Below are 14,739 nucleotides of genomic sequence, written 5' to 3'. Positions count from 1 at the left end.
GGGCGCTAATACGCCACCCCCACCCCCTGCTTCACCGTCCCAGGGTCCTCGGTCATCGCCAGCATCGCGTGGGCCACGTCGGCGCGGGCGATGAAGCGGCCGCGGCGCGGGAAGCCGCCGACGACCGTGCGGTAGGAGCCGGTGAGCGGCTTGTTCTGCAGGCGGGGCGGGCGTACGACCGTCCAGTCCGTGGCGCTGCCGGCCAGCGCGGCCTCCATCTCCCGCAGGTCGGCGTAGACGTCCTTGAGCACTGCCGAGACGAGACCGCGCATGGTGCGGTCCAGCATCCCGTCCCCCTCGGCCTCGGGACCGACCGGACCGGCGCTGACCACGAGCAGCCGGCGGACCCCCTCCGCCTCCATGGCGTCCAGCACCGTGCGGGTCAGCCGGGTGGCGACTCCGGCGTCCTTGCGGCTGCGCGCGCCGAGCCCGGACAGGACCGCGTCGCGGCCCGTGACGGCGGGGCGGACCGTCTCCGGGGCGGACAGGTCGTCCCGGACCACCGTCAGGTTCGGGCCCGTCAAGGTGAACCGCGCCGGATCCCGGACCACCGCGGTGACCTCGTGCCCCGTGGTCAGCGCCTGCCGCACGATCTCCTGACCGATGCCACCGGTGGCACCGAAAACGGTGAGCTTCATTGGGTACTCCCGTACTCCCGTAATGCGTACGCTGTTGTGGGTGGGTGGGTATTTACTCACCACATTGCCCTCTAGGGTGGGTAAGTACTCACTCACCCGTCAACCCCTTGAGGCCGTTCAATGGAATCCTTGGTGCCCATGCAGCAGACGCAGCCGAAGCCGGCCCGGGTCCGAATCCTCGACGCCGCACACGACCTGATGCTCACGGTCGGGCTCGCCCGGGCCACCACCAAGGAGATCGCCAAGGCGGCCGGCTGCTCCGAAGCGGCGCTGTACAAGTACTTCCCGAGCAAGGAGGAGCTCTTCATCCAGGTCCTGCACGAGCGCCTGCCGCAGCTCACCCCGCTGCTGCGCAGCCTCGCCGCCGAGCCCGGGCAGCGCACCCTGGAGGAGAACGTCACCGATATCGCCCGCCAGGCGGCCCTCTTCTACGAGCAGAGCTTCCCGATCGCCGCCTCGCTCTACGCGGAGACCCAGCTCAAGCGGCGGCACGACGAGGCGATGCGGCAGATGGGAGCGGGGCCGCACGTGCCCATCGAGGGCGTCGCCGCCTATCTGGAGGCTGAGCGGGCCGCCGGGCGTCTCCGCGCCGACGCGGACACCTTTGCCGCCGCCTCCCTCCTCCTCGGTGCCTGTGCGCAGCGCGCGTTCGCCTACGACGCGACGGCGACCGGCGCGCGGCCGCCGGTGGACGACTTCGCACGCCGCCTCGCCCGGACGCTGCTGAGCGGGATCTCCGGCTCGGAGCGCCCGGAGCGCCCCTCGGCCCCGGACGCCCCGGACCCTTCCTGATCGGCCCCGTCAGGCCCCCGGACCCGCCAGCCACGCGTCCACGCCCGCCAGCAGCCTCGCCTTCTCGTCCTCGGGTGCCGCGGACGCGCGCAGCGACTGCCGCGCCAGTTCCGCCAGTTCCGCGTCCGTGAAGCCGTGGTCGCAGCGGGCGATCTCGTACTGGGCCGCCAGGCGTGAGCCGAACAGCAGCGGGTCGTCCGCGCCCAGGGCCATCGGGACGCCCGCGTCGAACAGCTTTCGCAGGGGGACGTCCTTGGGCTTCTCGTAGACGCCGAGCGCGACGTTCGACGCCGGGCACACCTCGCAGGTCACCCCGCGGTCCGCCAGGCGCTTCAGCAGCCGCGGGTCCTCCGCCGCGCGCACCCCGTGGCCCACCCGGTCGGCGTGCAGGTCGTCCAGGCAGTCGCGTACCGAGGACGGCCCCGTCAGCTCGCCGCCGTGCGGGGCCGACAGCAGCCCGCCGTCGCGGGCGATGGCGAAGGCGCGGTCGAAGTCCCGGGCCATGCCCCGGCGTTCGTCGTTCGACAGCCCGAAGCCCACCACCCCGCGGTCCCGGTAGCGCACCGCCAGGCGCGCCAGGGTGCGGGCGTCCAGGGGATGCTTCATCCGGTTGGCGGCGACCAGGACGCGCATCCCGAGGCCGGTCTCCCGCACGGCCGAGTCCACCGCGTCCAGGATGATCTCCAGCGCCGGGATCAGACCGCCCAGGCGTGGTGCGTACGACGTCGGGTCGACCTGGATCTCCAGCCATCTCGACCCGTCGCTGATGTCCTCCTCGGCGGCCTCCCGCACCAGCCGCCGGATGTCCTCCGGCTCCCGCAGGCACGAGCGCGCCGCGTCGTACAGCCGCTGGAAGCGGAACCAGCCCCGCTCGTCCGTCGCCCGCAGCCGGGGCGGCTCCCCGCTGACCAGCGCCTCGATCAGGGCCTCGGGCAGCCGTACGCCGTACTTGTCGGCCAGTTCCAGGAGGGTGGCGGGCCGCATCGACCCGGTGAAGTGCAGATGGAGGTGGGCCTTCGGCAGCTCAGAGACATCACGTACGTGCTCCATCCCAGGATCCTGCCGCACGTCCGGGGCGTCCCGGTAGCGGTTTCCCCGGACGTGGTCTTGCTCGCACAAACGAAGGGGGCCCCGTGCGAATCCGCACGGGGCCCCCTCGGGAGACGTCAGTCCCTGGCCTCGGCCAGCAGCTTCTGGATCCGGCTCACGCCTTCGACCAGGTCCTTGTCACCCAGGGCGTAGGACAGCCGCAGATAGCCGGGGGTGCCGAAGGCCTCGCCCGGGACGACCGCGACCTCGGCCTCCTCCAGGATCAGCGCGGCCAGCTCCACCGAGTCCTGCGGGCGCTTGCCGCGGATCTCCTTGCCGAGCAGCGCCTTCACCGACGGGTACGCGTAGAACGCGCCCTCCGGCTCGGGGCAGACCACGCCGTCGATCTCGTTCAGCATCCGCACGATGGTCTTGCGGCGCCGGTCGAAGGCCTCGCGCATCTTCGCGACCGCCTCCAGGTCGCCCGACACGGCCGTCAGGGCCGCCACCTGTGCGACGTTCGACACATTGGACGTGGCGTGCGACTGCAGGTTCGTGGCCGCCTTCACCACGTCCTTGGGGCCGACGATCCAGCCCACACGCCAGCCCGTCATGGCGTACGTCTTGGCGACGCCGTTGACCACGATGCACTTGTCGCGCAGCTCGGGCAGGAGGGCCGGCAGGGACACTGAGGTCGCGTCGCCGTAGACCAGGTGCTCGTAGATCTCGTCGGTCAGCACCCACAGGCCGTGCTCCACGGCCCAGCGGCCGATGGCCTCGGTCTCGGCCTCGGTGTAGACCGCGCCGGTCGGGTTGGACGGGGACACGAAGAGCACGACCTTCGTCTTCTCCGTGCGCGCCGCCTCCAGCTGCTCGACGGAGACGCGGTAGCCGGTCGTCTCGTCCGCCACGACCTCCACCGGGACACCGCCGGCCAGCCGGATCGACTCGGGGTACGTCGTCCAGTACGGCGCGGGGACGATCACCTCGTCGCCCGGGTCGAGGATCGCGGCGAAGGCCTCGTAGATGGCCTGCTTGCCGCCGTTGGTGACTAGGACCTGCGAGGCGTCCACCTCGTAGCCGGAGTCGCGCAGCGTCTTCGCGGCGATCGCGTTCTTCAGCTCGGGCAGGCCGCCGGCCGGCGTGTAGCGGTGGTACTTCGGGTTCTTGCAGGCCTCGACGGCCGCCTCGACGATGTAGTCCGGAGTCGGGAAGTCGGGCTCACCGGCGCCGAAGCCGATCACCGGACGCCCGGCGGCCTTGAGGGCCTTGGCCTTGGCGTCCACGGCGAGGGTGGCCGACTCGGAGATCGCGCCGATCCGGGCGGAGACCCGACGCTCGGTGGGAGGGATTGCAGGGCTCATGGAACCCATCGTTTCAGACCGGAAACGCCCGCGGCACGGGTGTTCCACAGACTGAACCGATGCGGGCCGACGATCGGACACCAGTCCGGATCTTGCGCAGTGGCCTGGCCGATCTTTGACGGACAAAGACCGTACGGGCACTTTCTGTTCGACGCCCGGCCGCGGACCACGTACACTCTCACCTCGTTGGCCTCCAGCGGCGGCGATCGTGCCGGTGCACACCGAGCACCCGGCCGGATGCGGTACGTTGGGGTACAGCCAAAGGGTCGTAGCTCAATTGGTAGAGCACTGGTCTCCAAAACCAGCGGTTGGGGGTTCAAGTCCCTCCGGCCCTGCTACACACTCCCCGACCAGGAAGTGTGCGCACAGTACGTATGTATTGCACTCGCCGTGCGGCTCCACCGGGCGCGGCACGGCCACGACCCGGGATTCAGGTGAGGACGAGTGACGGACGCCGTGGGCTCCATCGACATGCCTGACGCCCAAGACGAGCTGCAGGAGTCGAAGAAGAAGTCCCGCAAGGGTGGTAAGCGAGCCAAGAAGGGCCCGCTGAAGCGCCTTGCCCTCTTCTACCGCCAAATCGTCGCGGAGCTCCGCAAGGTCGTCTGGCCGAGCAGGAACCAGCTGACGTCGTACACCACAGTGGTGATCTTCTTCGTCGCGATCATGATCGCCCTGGTGACTCTGATTGACTATGGGCTCAACCACGCCGCCAAGTACGTCTTCGGCTGAGCCCAGAGCGAAGGACGCCGAGGTACCCCGGCGTCCCTTTCGCGCGTTCCACCCCTATGTATCCAGGAAGAAGCAGCCACCGTGTCTGACCCGAACCTGAACGACGCCGTTGAGTCACGCGGCGAGTCCGCCGAGTCCGTGGACGACGAGCTCGACATCGTCGAGGGCGCGGACGAGCAGGACGAGTTCGAGGCTGCCGAAGCTGAGGCGGGCGACGCGGCCGAGGAGGCCGCCGTGCGCGTCGTGGACGAGGACGAGGTCGCCGACCAGGACGAGACCGACGAGGCCGCCGAGGTGGAGGAGACCGCTCCGGTCGACCCCGTCGAGGCTCTCCGCGAGGAACTGCGCTCGCTGCCCGGCGAGTGGTATGTGATCCACACGTACGCCGGCTACGAGAACCGCGTGAAGACCAACCTCGAGCAGCGCGCCGTCTCGCTGAACGTCGAGGACTTCATCTTCCAGGCCGAAGTGCCGCAGGAAGAGGTCGCGCAGATCAAGAACGGCGAGCGCAAGACCATCCGCCAGAACAAGCTGCCCGGCTATGTCCTGGTGCGCATGGACCTGACGAACGAGTCCTGGGGCGTCGTGCGCAACACGCCCGGCGTCACCGGCTTCGTGGGCAACGCCTACGACCCGTACCCGCTGACCCTGGACGAGATCGTCAAGATGCTCGCCCCGGAGGCCGAGGAGAAGGCCGCCCGCGAGGCCGCCGAGGCCGAGGGCAAGCCCGCTCCGCAGCGCAAGGTCGAGGTCCAGGTGCTGGACTTCGAGGTCGGCGACTCGGTCACCGTCACCGACGGCCCGTTCGCCACGCTTCAGGCGACCATCAACGAGATCAACGCCGACTCCAAGAAGGTCAAGGGCCTCGTGGAGATCTTCGGCCGCGAGACGCCGGTCGAGCTGAGCTTCGACCAGATCCAGAAGAACTGAGCGCTTCTGGTACGAGCACTTCCGAACAGGTCAGACAGGCTGCGAAAGCCGGTCTGACCTGCTCGGTTTTCGGCCCCGCAGCGATACCCGTTATCGTTGTGCGGTATGCCTCCATCCGGATGATCCGGATTGGATGGCGCAAACTCTCACTAAGGACCCGGAGAGAGCAATGCCTCCCAAGAAGAAGAAGGTCACGGGGCTCATCAAGCTCCAGATCAACGCCGGTGCGGCCAACCCGGCCCCGCCGGTCGGCCCCGCGCTGGGTCAGCACGGCGTCAACATCATGGAGTTCTGCAAGGCTTACAACGCCGCGACCGAGTCGCAGCGTGGCTGGGTCATCCCGGTGGAGATCACGGTCTACGAGGACCGTTCCTTCACCTTCGTGACCAAGACCCCGCCGGCCGCCAAGATGATCCTGAAGGCCGCGGGCGTCGAGAAGGGCTCCGGCGAGCCGCACAAGACCAAGGTCGCCAAGATCACCGAGGCGCAGGTCCGCGAGATCGCCCAGACCAAGCTGCCCGACCTCAACGCCAACGACCTGGACGCCGCCGCGAAGATCATCGCCGGTACCGCGCGTTCCATGGGCGTCACGGTCGAGGGCTGAACCCACCTTCGTAGATCATGCGGCCGTAGAAAGCCGCACGTGGCAGGGCCTGCTCGGCCCGTACCACGACTCCTTTCAGAACACACAGGAGCAGTTGTGAGCAAGCGCAGCAAGGCCCTCCGCGCTGCGGACGCCAAGGTCGACCGGGAGAAGCTGTACGCCCCGCTCGAGGCCGTCCGTCTCGCCAAGGAGACCTCCACGACCAAGTTCGACGGCACCGTCGAGGTCGCCTTCCGTCTGGGTGTCGACCCGCGCAAGGCCGACCAGATGGTCCGTGGCACCGTGAACCTGCCGCACGGCACCGGCAAGACCGCCCGGGTCCTGGTCTTCGCGACCGGTGACCGTGCTGCGGCCGCAGAGGCCGCGGGCGCCGACATCGTCGGCTCCGACGAACTGATCGACGAGGTTGCGAAGGGCCGTCTGGACTTCGACGCCGTCGTCGCCACCCCGGACCTCATGGGCAAGGTCGGCCGCCTCGGCCGTGTCCTCGGCCCCCGTGGTCTCATGCCGAACCCCAAGACCGGCACCGTCACCCCGGACGTCGTCAAGGCTGTCAACGACATCAAGGGCGGCAAGATCGAGTTCCGCGTCGACAAGCACTCGAACCTGCACTTCATCATCGGCAAGGCGTCCTTCGACGACGAGAAGCTGGTGGAGAACTACGGCGCCGCGCTGGAGGAGATCCTCCGTCTGAAGCCGTCCGCCGCCAAGGGTCGCTACATCAAGAAGGCCGCGGTCAGCACCACGATGGGCCCCGGCATCCCGGTCGACCCGAACCGCACCCGCAACCTCCTCGTCGAGGAGGACCCGGCCGCCGTCTGATCCTGACGGCAGCCGCGGGCACACGCAGCTGACGCCGGGCCCCGCACCTTTCCCAAGGTGCGGGGCCCGGCGTTTTTCGTGCCCTTCGCCCCGCGGGGCCCACGGCAAGGGGCACATGCCGTTTCACGGGAGGTGCGTGCCGTTTTCCCCGGGTCGGGGTTAGCGTGAAGATCACGGAGCGCACGAGAGGGGAACGGATGAGGGACAGGATCGTCAGGCGCGGGCTCCTGCCGGTCGCCGCGCTCGCCGCGCTGTCCGTCCTGGCGGGGTGCAGCTTCTCCGGCGACAGCGGCTCCGACAAGGGTCCCGGGGGGCCCCCCGGGCCCCCCGGGGCGGGGGGGCCCCCCGGGGGGGGGGGGGGGGGGGGGGGGGGGGGGGGGCCCCCCCGGGGGGGGGGGGGGGGCCCCCCCCCCGCCCCCGCCCCGCCGCCCCCCCCGCCCCCCCCCCCCCCCCCCCCCCCCCCCGGCACGGGTCGACCCCCGGTCGGCCGCCGCTCTGCGCGGCGTGGAGAAGGCCACCGTGCGGGCCGGTTCGGCCCGCATCGAGTCCGCGACCGTCATGGGCGACATGCTCTCCCTCAGGACGGACGGCACGCTCGGCTGGTCCGGCGAGCCGGTCGGCACGCTCCGCATCACGTACACCGGCGGGCAGCTCGCCGCCACCATGCGTGCCCTCAGCAGCACCTCCATGGAGGCGCGGCTGCTGCCCGACGCGTACTACGCCGAGGTCGGCGAGACGTTCGCCCGCCGCCTCCGGGGCCGGCACTGGATCCGCTACGGCTACGGCGACCTGACAGCCCTGCCCGGCGGCTCGGGCGCGTATCTCACGGACCAGCTCCGCAACACCGCGCCGCTCCAGCCGGTCCGGTTGCTGCGTGCCTCCGGGGACGTGCACAGGGTGGGCGAGGAGACGGTGCGCGGCCGGCGTACCACGCACTACTCGGGCACGGTCACCCCGGCGAACCTCACAGGAGAGGACGCGGCCGCGCTGCGGGAGCGGCTGGAGCAGGCCGGGGTGACCAGGGAGACCGTCGACATCTGGGTCGACGACCACGCCCTGCTGGTCAAGAAGGTCGAGAAGGGCGACCTGGCCGGCGGCCGGATGTCCGCCACGGCCTACTACCGCGACTACGGCGTGAAGGTCGCGGCCGGCCGGCCCCCGGCGGCGGACACCGCGGACTTCAAGGAACTGATGAGCACCCGGGGTTCATAGCACATCCCCGTTCACTGCTTGACGCCGGAATTGACGCGCCTTTGTCAGTCCTTGGGTATAGGCTCGCGGTCTTGTTATGGATCAACCATGTGTTCTCTGGGGGGAATCATGACCTTTGCTGTGCGCAACCGGGTGGAGCGCGGTGCGGCCGGCGCGGTGCTCGCGGCCCTGGTTCTGGGCGGCGGAGCGGTCGGCTGCTCGAAGGGCAACAGCGCGGAGGAGTCGCCGCGGATGTCGCCCGCCGCGGCCGTCGCCGCGGCCGCGAAGAACTCCGAGGGCATCACGTCCCTGCACTACCGGATGACCGGGACGATGCCGGGCGCGGGCCAGGTCAAGGCCGAGGCCCAGATGGCCATGAAGCCGCTCGCCATGAGCATGAAGATGACGTCGTCGGAGCAGAAGACCGGGGGCCCGGTCGAGATCCGCTTCGTCGACAAGGTGATGTACATCGGCGCGGGTGGCGAGGCTGCCAAGGAGCTGGGCGGCAAGCACTGGATGAAGCTCGACCTGGGCGCGCTGGGCGGCGACATGCAGAAGAACCTGGACCAGATGGGGGCGGCCGGCCAGGCGAACCAGAACCCTGCCCAGGACTCCACGTTCCTGACCAGCTCCAAGCATGTGACGAAGGTCGGCACCGAGACCGTCGACGGCGTGCAGACGACCCACTACAAGGGCGACATCACCGTCGCGGAGATGCGCGCCTCCCTCAAGGCCCAGAAGCTGGACAAGGCCACCCTCGAGCAGCGCGAGAAGGGCCTCGACCAGTACGCCAAGATGGGCGCGGACAAGATGTCCATGGACATGTGGATCGACGGCAGCAACCACACCAAGCAGTTCCGGATGCGCGGTGACGCCGACAAGGGACCGCTGGACATGACCATCACCTTCGTCGACTACAACAAGCCGGTGACGGTGACGGCCCCGTCCGCCAAGGACACGGCCGACCTCGCCGAGATGATGAAGGGCGCCCAGCAGGGCTGACCCCGGCGGGCCGAGCCCCGTACGACAAGTCCCCGGGGCCGGGCCCGGCCGGGCGCGGGAACGGATTTGCCCGACGGCGATCCGTTCCCGTACTCTCCTACAGAAGCCAAAGACCGCTGGTCGTTGCCGTTCTCTCGATTGAGGGTGCGGCGGCCGAAGGATCCGCTGTACTGCGGACGACCCGCGCAGGTGAATGTGGAAGAACTCCCGGAGTACACGCGTGAGCCGCGTGTGCACCCGGTCGAGTCCGCCCCGTGCGCCTGCGCCGGGGCGTTTCGTTTTAGCCCAGCCCCTTCCGAGCGGTCCCATCACCCGGAAGGAGGCCGACGCTCTATGGCAAGGCCCGACAAGGCTGCCGCGGTGGCCGAGCTCGCGGAGCAGTTCCGCAGCTCGAACGCCGCCGTGCTGACCGAGTACCGGGGTCTCACCGTGGCGCAGCTCAAGACGCTGCGCCGTTCGCTCGGTGAGAACGCCCAGTACGCCGTGGTGAAGAACACGCTGACCAAGATTGCGGCCAACGAGGCCGGGATCACGACGCTCGACGACCTGTTCAACGGTCCGACGGCGGTCGCCTTCGTCACCGGTGACCCGGTGGAGTCGGCGAAGGGTCTTCGTGACTTCGCCAAGGACAACCCGAACCTCGTCATCAAGGGCGGTGTCCTTGACGGCAAGGCGCTGTCCGCCGACGAGATCAAGAAGCTTGCGGACCTCGAGTCCCGCGAGGTTCTGCTCGCCAAGCTGGCGGGCGCCTTCAAGGGCAAGCAGACCCAGGCTGCTCAGGTCTTCCAGGCGCTCCCGTCGAAGCTCGTCCGCACCGTGGACGCTCTTCGCGCCAAGCAGGCCGAGCAGGGCGGTGCCGAGTAATTCGGCTCGCGAAATGACCGCCGCCTGAGGCGGTGGTCGTAGCGGGCCGAACGTACGCCCGCCAGACATGTACATCCGGCACCAGCCGAATCAATGGAAGGATCGCCCATCATGGCGAAGCTCACCCAGGAAGACCTGCTCGCGCAGTTCGAGGAGATGACCCTCATCGAGCTCTCCGAGTTCGTGAAGGCGTTCGAGGAGAAGTTCGACGTCACCGCCGCCGCCGCGGTCGCCGTCGCGGGCCCGGCCGGTCCGGCCGCCGCCGTCGAGGCCGAGGAGGAGAAGGACGAGTTCGACGTCATCCTCACCGGTGCCGGCGACAAGAAGATCCAGGTCATCAAGGTCGTGCGCGAGCTGACCTCCCTGGGCCTCAAGGAGGCCAAGGACCTCGTGGACGGCGCCCCGAAGCCCGTCCTGGAGAAGGTCGCCAAGGACGCCGCCGAGAAGGCCGCCGAGTCCCTCAAGGGTGCCGGCGCCTCCGTCGAGGTCAAGTAACACCTCCTGGGTCCCCACAGGGACCCACGGGCCGCACCAGGGCCCACCGGGCCTGGTGCAGGGCTCACCGGGCCGTACGGAGCCTCGCTCCGTGCGGCCCTTTCGCATGTGCGGGTCCGGTTCACTCGAACGCCGCAGCCGGTGCCCACGGGATTCCGGTCGAGGCTCACTCGTAGGGCTGTAACGCGAACGCACCGAAGGGCGATCATCCATCCGGGTGGTCGCTCTTCGGCGTTCCGGGGGGTCCGGTGGCGGCTGCCTTGCGGCCGTCGCCGCGGGGAGTATGGTGATCTTCGTCGTGCGTCCCGAGGGCCCCGGTGACAGTTGCAAGTGACGATGGCAGCACCCGGTTCGGCCATGGGGGGCCTTGACGAACTGCACGCAGCGCGCAATTCTCAGGACGCGTCGTCACAACGATCCGGATCCGAGGCATGGATCGACGACGAAGAGGGCAGTATCGATGTGCATCGAGGGCGTGGCTTGCCGCAGCTGTTGAGGGACAACGAGGGCTTCTGTCGTGGGCCTGCAAACCCGCACTGGACATCAGTGTGCCAAGTGGCTACACTGACCCTTTGCGCTGCCTGTTAGCTGCCTCCTGCCCGTCACCAGGAGCAGGCCCCTCGCTTGAGCACCGACGATAAAGAGTCTCTGACCTGAGGCTTTCCATCTCTGTGCCTGGTGGGGACCGGTACGCGCGTAGTGAGTCCGAGCCCTCGGAAGGACCCCCTCTTGGCCGCCTCGCGCACTGCCTCGACCGCGAATACGAACAACGGCGCCAGCACCGCCCCGCTGCGCATTTCCTTTGCAAAGATCAAGGAGCCTCTCGAGGTTCCCAACCTGCTCGCGCTGCAGACCGAGAGCTTTGACTGGCTGCTCGGGAACACCGCCTGGCAGAGTCGGGTCGAGGAGGCTCTGGAGTCCGGTCAGGACGTCCCCACCAAGTCCGGTCTCGAGGAGATCTTCGAGGAGATCTCCCCGATCGAGGACTTCTCCGGGTCGATGTCGCTGACGTTCCGCGACCACCGCTTCGAGCCGCCGAAGAACTCGATCGACGAGTGCAAGGAGCGCGACTTCACGTACGCCGCGCCTCTCTTCGTCACGGCCGAGTTCACCAACAACGAGACCGGCGAGATCAAGTCCCAGACCGTCTTCATGGGCGACTTCCCGCTCATGACGAACAAGGGCACGTTCGTCATCAACGGCACCGAGCGTGTCGTCGTGTCGCAGCTGGTCCGTTCGCCGGGTGTCTACTTCGACTCCTCCATCGACAAGACGTCCGACAAGGACATCTTCTCGGCCAAGATCATCCCGTCCCGGGGTGCCTGGCTGGAGATGGAGATCGACAAGCGCGACATGGTCGGTGTCCGTATCGACCGTAAGCGCAAGCAGTCCGTGACCGTTCTCCTGAAGGCGCTCGGCTGGACGACCGAGCAGATTCTCGAGGAGTTCGGCGAGTACGAGTCCATGCGCGCCACCCTGGAGAAGGACCACACCCAGGGCCAGGACGACGCGCTGCTCGACATCTACCGCAAGCTGCGTCCGGGCGAGCCCCCCACGCGTGAGGCCGCGCAGACGCTGCTGGAGAACCTGTACTTCAACCCGAAGCGCTACGACCTCGCGAAGGTCGGCCGCTACAAGGTCAACAAGAAGCTGGGTGCGGACGCTCCGCTGGACGCGGGCATCCTGACCGTCGAGGACGTCATCTCGACGATCAAGTACCTGGTGAAGCTGCACGCAGGCGAGACCGAGACGGTCGGCGACAGCGGTCAGGCGATCGTCGTCGAGACCGACGACATCGACCACTTCGGCAACCGTCGTCTGCGCAGCGTCGGTGAGCTCATCCAGAACCAGGTCCGCACCGGTCTGGCCCGTATGGAGCGCGTCGTCCGCGAGCGCATGACGACCCAGGACGTCGAGGCGATCACGCCGCAGACCCTGATCAACATCCGGCCGGTCGTCGCCTCCATCAAGGAGTTCTTCGGCACCAGCCAGCTGTCCCAGTTCATGGACCAGAACAACCCGCTGTCCGGGCTGACGCACAAGCGTCGTCTGTCCGCGCTCGGCCCGGGTGGTCTCTCCCGTGAGCGGGCCGGCTTCGAGGTCCGTGACGTGCACCCGTCGCACTACGGCCGTATGTGCCCGATCGAGACCCCTGAAGGCCCGAACATCGGTCTGATCGGCTCGCTCGCCTCCTACGGCCGGGTCAACGCGTTCGGTTTCGTCGAGACCCCGTACCGCAAGGTCGTCGACGGCCAGGTCACCGACGAGGTGGACTACCTGACCGCCGACGAGGAGGACCGCTTCGTCATCGCGCAGGCCAACGCCGGTCTCACCGACGAACTGCGCTTCGCCGAGGCCCGCGTCCTGGTCCGCCGCCGTGGCGGCGAGGTCGACTACGTCGCCGGTGACGACGTGGACTACATGGACGTCTCGCCGCGCCAGATGGTGTCGGTCGCGACCGCCATGATCCCGTTCCTCGAGCACGACGACGCCAACCGTGCCCTCATGGGCGCGAACATGATGCGCCAGGCCGTTCCGCTGATCAAGTCGGAGGCCCCGCTCGTCGGTACCGGCATGGAGTACCGCTCCGCCGTCGACGCCGGCGACGTCGTCAAGGCCGAGAAGGCGGGTGTGGTCCAGGAGGTCTCCGCGGACTACATCACCACGGCCAACGACGACGGCACGTACATCACGTACCGCCTGGCCAAGTTCGCCCGCTCCAACCAGGGCACCTCGGTCAACCAGAAGGTCATCGTCAACGAGGGCGACCGCCTCATCGAGGGCCAGGTCCTCGCCGACGGTCCCGCCACGCAGAACGGCGAGATGGCGCTCGGCAAGAACCTGCTCGTGGCGTTCATGCCGTGGGAGGGTCACAACTACGAGGACGCGATCATCCTGTCGCAGCGCCTCGTGCAGGACGACGTACTCTCCTCGATCCACATCGAGGAGCACGAGGTCGACGCCCGTGACACCAAGCTCGGGCCCGAGGAGATCACCCGGGACATCCCGAACGTCTCCGAGGAGGTCCTCGCCGACCTCGACGAGCGCGGCATCATCCGTATCGGTGCCGAGGTCATCGCCGGTGACATCCTCGTCGGCAAGGTCACCCCGAAGGGTGAGACCGAGCTGACCCCCGAGGAGCGTCTGCTCCGCGCGATCTTCGGTGAGAAGGCCCGTGAGGTCCGTGACACCTCGCTGAAGGTGCCGCACGGCGAGACCGGCAAGGTCATCGGTGTGCGCGTCTTCGACCGCGAGGAGGGCGACGAGCTGCCGCCGGGCGTGAACCAGCTGGTCCGCGTCTACGTCGCGCAGAAGCGCAAGATCACCGACGGTGACAAGCTCGCCGGCCGTCACGGCAACAAGGGTGTCATCTCCAAGATCCTGCCGATCGAGGACATGCCGTTCCTGGAGGACGGCACCCCGGTCGACATCATCCTCAACCCGCTGGGTGTGCCGTCCCGAATGAACCCGGGACAGGTCCTGGAGATCCACCTCGGCTGGCTCGCCAGCCGCGGCTGGGACGTCTCCGGCCTCGCGGACGAGTGGGCGCAGCGCCTGCAGGCGATCGGCGCCGACCAGGTCGACCCGCGGACCAACGTCGCGACCCCGGTCTTCGACGGTGCCCGTGAGGACGAGCTGGCGGGTCTGCTCCAGCACACCATCCCGAACCGCGACGGCGACCGTCTGGTCCTCCCGTCCGGCAAGGCGCGGCTGTTCGACGGCCGCTCGGGTGAGCCGTTCCCGGACCCGATCTCCGTCGGCTACATGTACATCCTGAAGCTGCACCACCTGGTCGACGACAAGCTGCACGCTCGGTCGACCGGTCCGTACTCGATGATCACCCAGCAGCCGCTGGGTGGTAAGGCCCAGTTCGGTGGCCAGCGGTTCGGCGAGATGGAGGTGTGGGCCCTCGAGGCCTACGGCGCCGCGTACGCCCTCCAGGAGCTGCTGACCATCAAGTCCGACGACGTCACCGGCCGCGTGAAGGTCTACGAGGCCATCGTCAAGGGCGAGAACATCCCCGAGCCCGGCATCCCCGAGTCCTTCAAGGTGCTCATCAAGGAGATGCAGTCCCTGTGCCTGAACGTGGAGGTGCTGTCCAGCGACGGTATGTCCATCGAGATGCGCGACACCGACGAGGACGTCTTCCGCGCTGCGGAGGAGCTCGGCATCGACCTGTCCCGGCGCGAGCCGAGCAGCGTCGAAGAGGTCTGACGGGAGTCCGGCGGGCCTGACTCCAAGGCCCGCCGACCCCGGGACCCCCGTACAGACCGAA

At 68.6% G+C, this 14,739-nt stretch carries 12 protein-coding genes, 1 tRNA gene and 1 pseudogene; 11 read left to right on the top strand and 3 right to left on the bottom strand.

From position 1 onward, the window contains the following. Nucleotides 1–5 precede the first annotated feature (5 nt). Nucleotides 6–638, bottom strand: a complete 633-nt coding sequence (locus ACFYX0_RS01485; RefSeq protein ID WP_388965054.1) for an NAD(P)-dependent oxidoreductase — start codon at nucleotides 636–638, stop codon at nucleotides 6–8. A gap of 138 nt (nucleotides 639–776) precedes the next feature. Here ACFYX0_RS01485 and ACFYX0_RS01480 point away from each other — a divergent pair, with 138 nt between their 5' ends. After that, nucleotides 777–1,430: a TetR/AcrR family transcriptional regulator gene (locus tag ACFYX0_RS01480; protein WP_388965051.1), complete on the top strand. Its 654-nt coding sequence runs from the start codon at nucleotides 777–779 to the stop codon at nucleotides 1,428–1,430. A gap of 9 nt (nucleotides 1,431–1,439) precedes the next feature. Here the strand turns inward: ACFYX0_RS01480 and ACFYX0_RS01475 are convergent, their stop codons facing one another. Then, complete coding sequence (locus ACFYX0_RS01475) at nucleotides 1,440–2,480, bottom strand: adenosine deaminase (protein WP_388965049.1); 1,041 nt, start codon at nucleotides 2,478–2,480, stop codon at nucleotides 1,440–1,442. 116 nt (nucleotides 2,481–2,596) lie between these two features. Continuing rightward, nucleotides 2,597–3,823 carry a pyridoxal phosphate-dependent aminotransferase gene (locus ACFYX0_RS01470; RefSeq protein WP_388965046.1) on the bottom strand — a complete coding sequence of 409 codons (1,227 nt, stop codon included), beginning with the start codon at nucleotides 3,821–3,823 and terminating at the stop codon, nucleotides 2,597–2,599. Nucleotides 3,824–4,085: 262 nt separating this feature from the next. Here ACFYX0_RS01470 and ACFYX0_RS01465 point away from each other — a divergent pair. The 10 genes and pseudogenes from ACFYX0_RS01465 to rpoB all read left to right on the top strand — a co-directional run bounded on the left by ACFYX0_RS01465 (nucleotide 4,086) and on the right by rpoB (nucleotide 14,678). Continuing rightward, nucleotides 4,086–4,158: transfer RNA gene (locus ACFYX0_RS01465), tRNA-Trp, on the top strand. 109 nt (nucleotides 4,159–4,267) lie between these two features. Then, the gene (secE, locus tag ACFYX0_RS01460) at nucleotides 4,268–4,555 is read left to right on the top strand and encodes a preprotein translocase subunit SecE (protein ID WP_355908380.1); all 288 of its coding nucleotides are present in this window, start codon (nucleotides 4,268–4,270) and stop codon (nucleotides 4,553–4,555) included. Nucleotides 4,556–4,636: 81 nt separating this feature from the next. Beyond that, nucleotides 4,637–5,485: a transcription termination/antitermination protein NusG gene (nusG, locus tag ACFYX0_RS01455; RefSeq protein WP_388965044.1), complete on the top strand. Its 849-nt coding sequence runs from the start codon at nucleotides 4,637–4,639 to the stop codon at nucleotides 5,483–5,485. A 169-nt stretch (nucleotides 5,486–5,654) separates the two neighbouring features. After that, the gene (gene rplK / locus ACFYX0_RS01450) at nucleotides 5,655–6,089 is read left to right on the top strand and encodes a 50S ribosomal protein L11 (protein WP_311696792.1); all 435 of its coding nucleotides are present in this window, start codon (nucleotides 5,655–5,657) and stop codon (nucleotides 6,087–6,089) included. A gap of 96 nt (nucleotides 6,090–6,185) precedes the next feature. After that, the gene (rplA, locus tag ACFYX0_RS01445; protein ID WP_311696791.1) at nucleotides 6,186–6,911 is read left to right on the top strand and encodes a 50S ribosomal protein L1; all 726 of its coding nucleotides are present in this window, start codon (nucleotides 6,186–6,188) and stop codon (nucleotides 6,909–6,911) included. Nucleotides 6,912–7,256: 345 nt separating this feature from the next. Then, nucleotides 7,257–8,123 (top strand): annotated as a pseudogene (locus ACFYX0_RS01440) (hypothetical protein); the annotation flags it as partial. A gap of 108 nt (nucleotides 8,124–8,231) precedes the next feature. Beyond that, nucleotides 8,232–9,104, top strand: a complete 873-nt coding sequence (locus ACFYX0_RS01435) for a DUF1396 domain-containing protein (RefSeq protein ID WP_388965042.1) — start codon at nucleotides 8,232–8,234, stop codon at nucleotides 9,102–9,104. Between the two features lie 333 nt (nucleotides 9,105–9,437). Then, the gene (gene rplJ / locus ACFYX0_RS01430) at nucleotides 9,438–9,968 is read left to right on the top strand and encodes a 50S ribosomal protein L10 (protein WP_059127163.1); all 531 of its coding nucleotides are present in this window, start codon (nucleotides 9,438–9,440) and stop codon (nucleotides 9,966–9,968) included. Nucleotides 9,969–10,079: 111 nt separating this feature from the next. Continuing rightward, nucleotides 10,080–10,463, top strand: a complete 384-nt coding sequence (rplL, locus tag ACFYX0_RS01425; RefSeq protein WP_355908367.1) for a 50S ribosomal protein L7/L12 — start codon at nucleotides 10,080–10,082, stop codon at nucleotides 10,461–10,463. A 729-nt stretch (nucleotides 10,464–11,192) separates the two neighbouring features. Continuing rightward, on the top strand, nucleotides 11,193–14,678 hold the full coding sequence (rpoB, locus tag ACFYX0_RS01420) for a DNA-directed RNA polymerase subunit beta (protein ID WP_311696787.1): 3,486 nt from the start codon (nucleotides 11,193–11,195) through the stop codon (nucleotides 14,676–14,678). Nucleotides 14,679–14,739: the final 61 nt, after the last annotated feature.

Source organism: Streptomyces sp. NPDC002573 (genome assembly GCF_042889625.1).
Taxonomy (GTDB): domain Bacteria; phylum Actinomycetota; class Actinomycetes; order Streptomycetales; family Streptomycetaceae; genus Streptomyces; species Streptomyces gibsoniae.
Note: the sequence above shows the minus strand (reverse complement) of the source record. Positions and strands in the feature narration are given on the sequence as shown.

Bases quoted from the DNA above. Each gene is read 5' to 3' on its own strand.
- ACFYX0_RS01485 (WP_388965054.1), bottom strand. From the start codon at position 638: ATGAAGCTCACCGTTTTCGGTGCCACCGGTGGCATCGGTCAGGAGATC.
- ACFYX0_RS01480 (WP_388965051.1), top strand. From the start codon at position 777: ATGCAGCAGACGCAGCCGAAGCCGGCCCGGGTCCGAATCCTCGACGCC.
- ACFYX0_RS01475 (WP_388965049.1), bottom strand. From the start codon at position 2,480: ATGGAGCACGTACGTGATGTCTCTGAGCTGCCGAAGGCCCACCTCCAT.
- ACFYX0_RS01470 (WP_388965046.1), bottom strand. From the start codon at position 3,823: ATGAGCCCTGCAATCCCTCCCACCGAGCGTCGGGTCTCCGCCCGGATC.
- rplK (WP_311696792.1), top strand. From the start codon at position 5,655: ATGCCTCCCAAGAAGAAGAAGGTCACGGGGCTCATCAAGCTCCAGATC.
- ACFYX0_RS01435 (WP_388965042.1), top strand. From the start codon at position 8,232: ATGACCTTTGCTGTGCGCAACCGGGTGGAGCGCGGTGCGGCCGGCGCG.
- rplJ (WP_059127163.1), top strand. From the start codon at position 9,438: ATGGCAAGGCCCGACAAGGCTGCCGCGGTGGCCGAGCTCGCGGAGCAG.
- rplL (WP_355908367.1), top strand. From the start codon at position 10,080: ATGGCGAAGCTCACCCAGGAAGACCTGCTCGCGCAGTTCGAGGAGATG.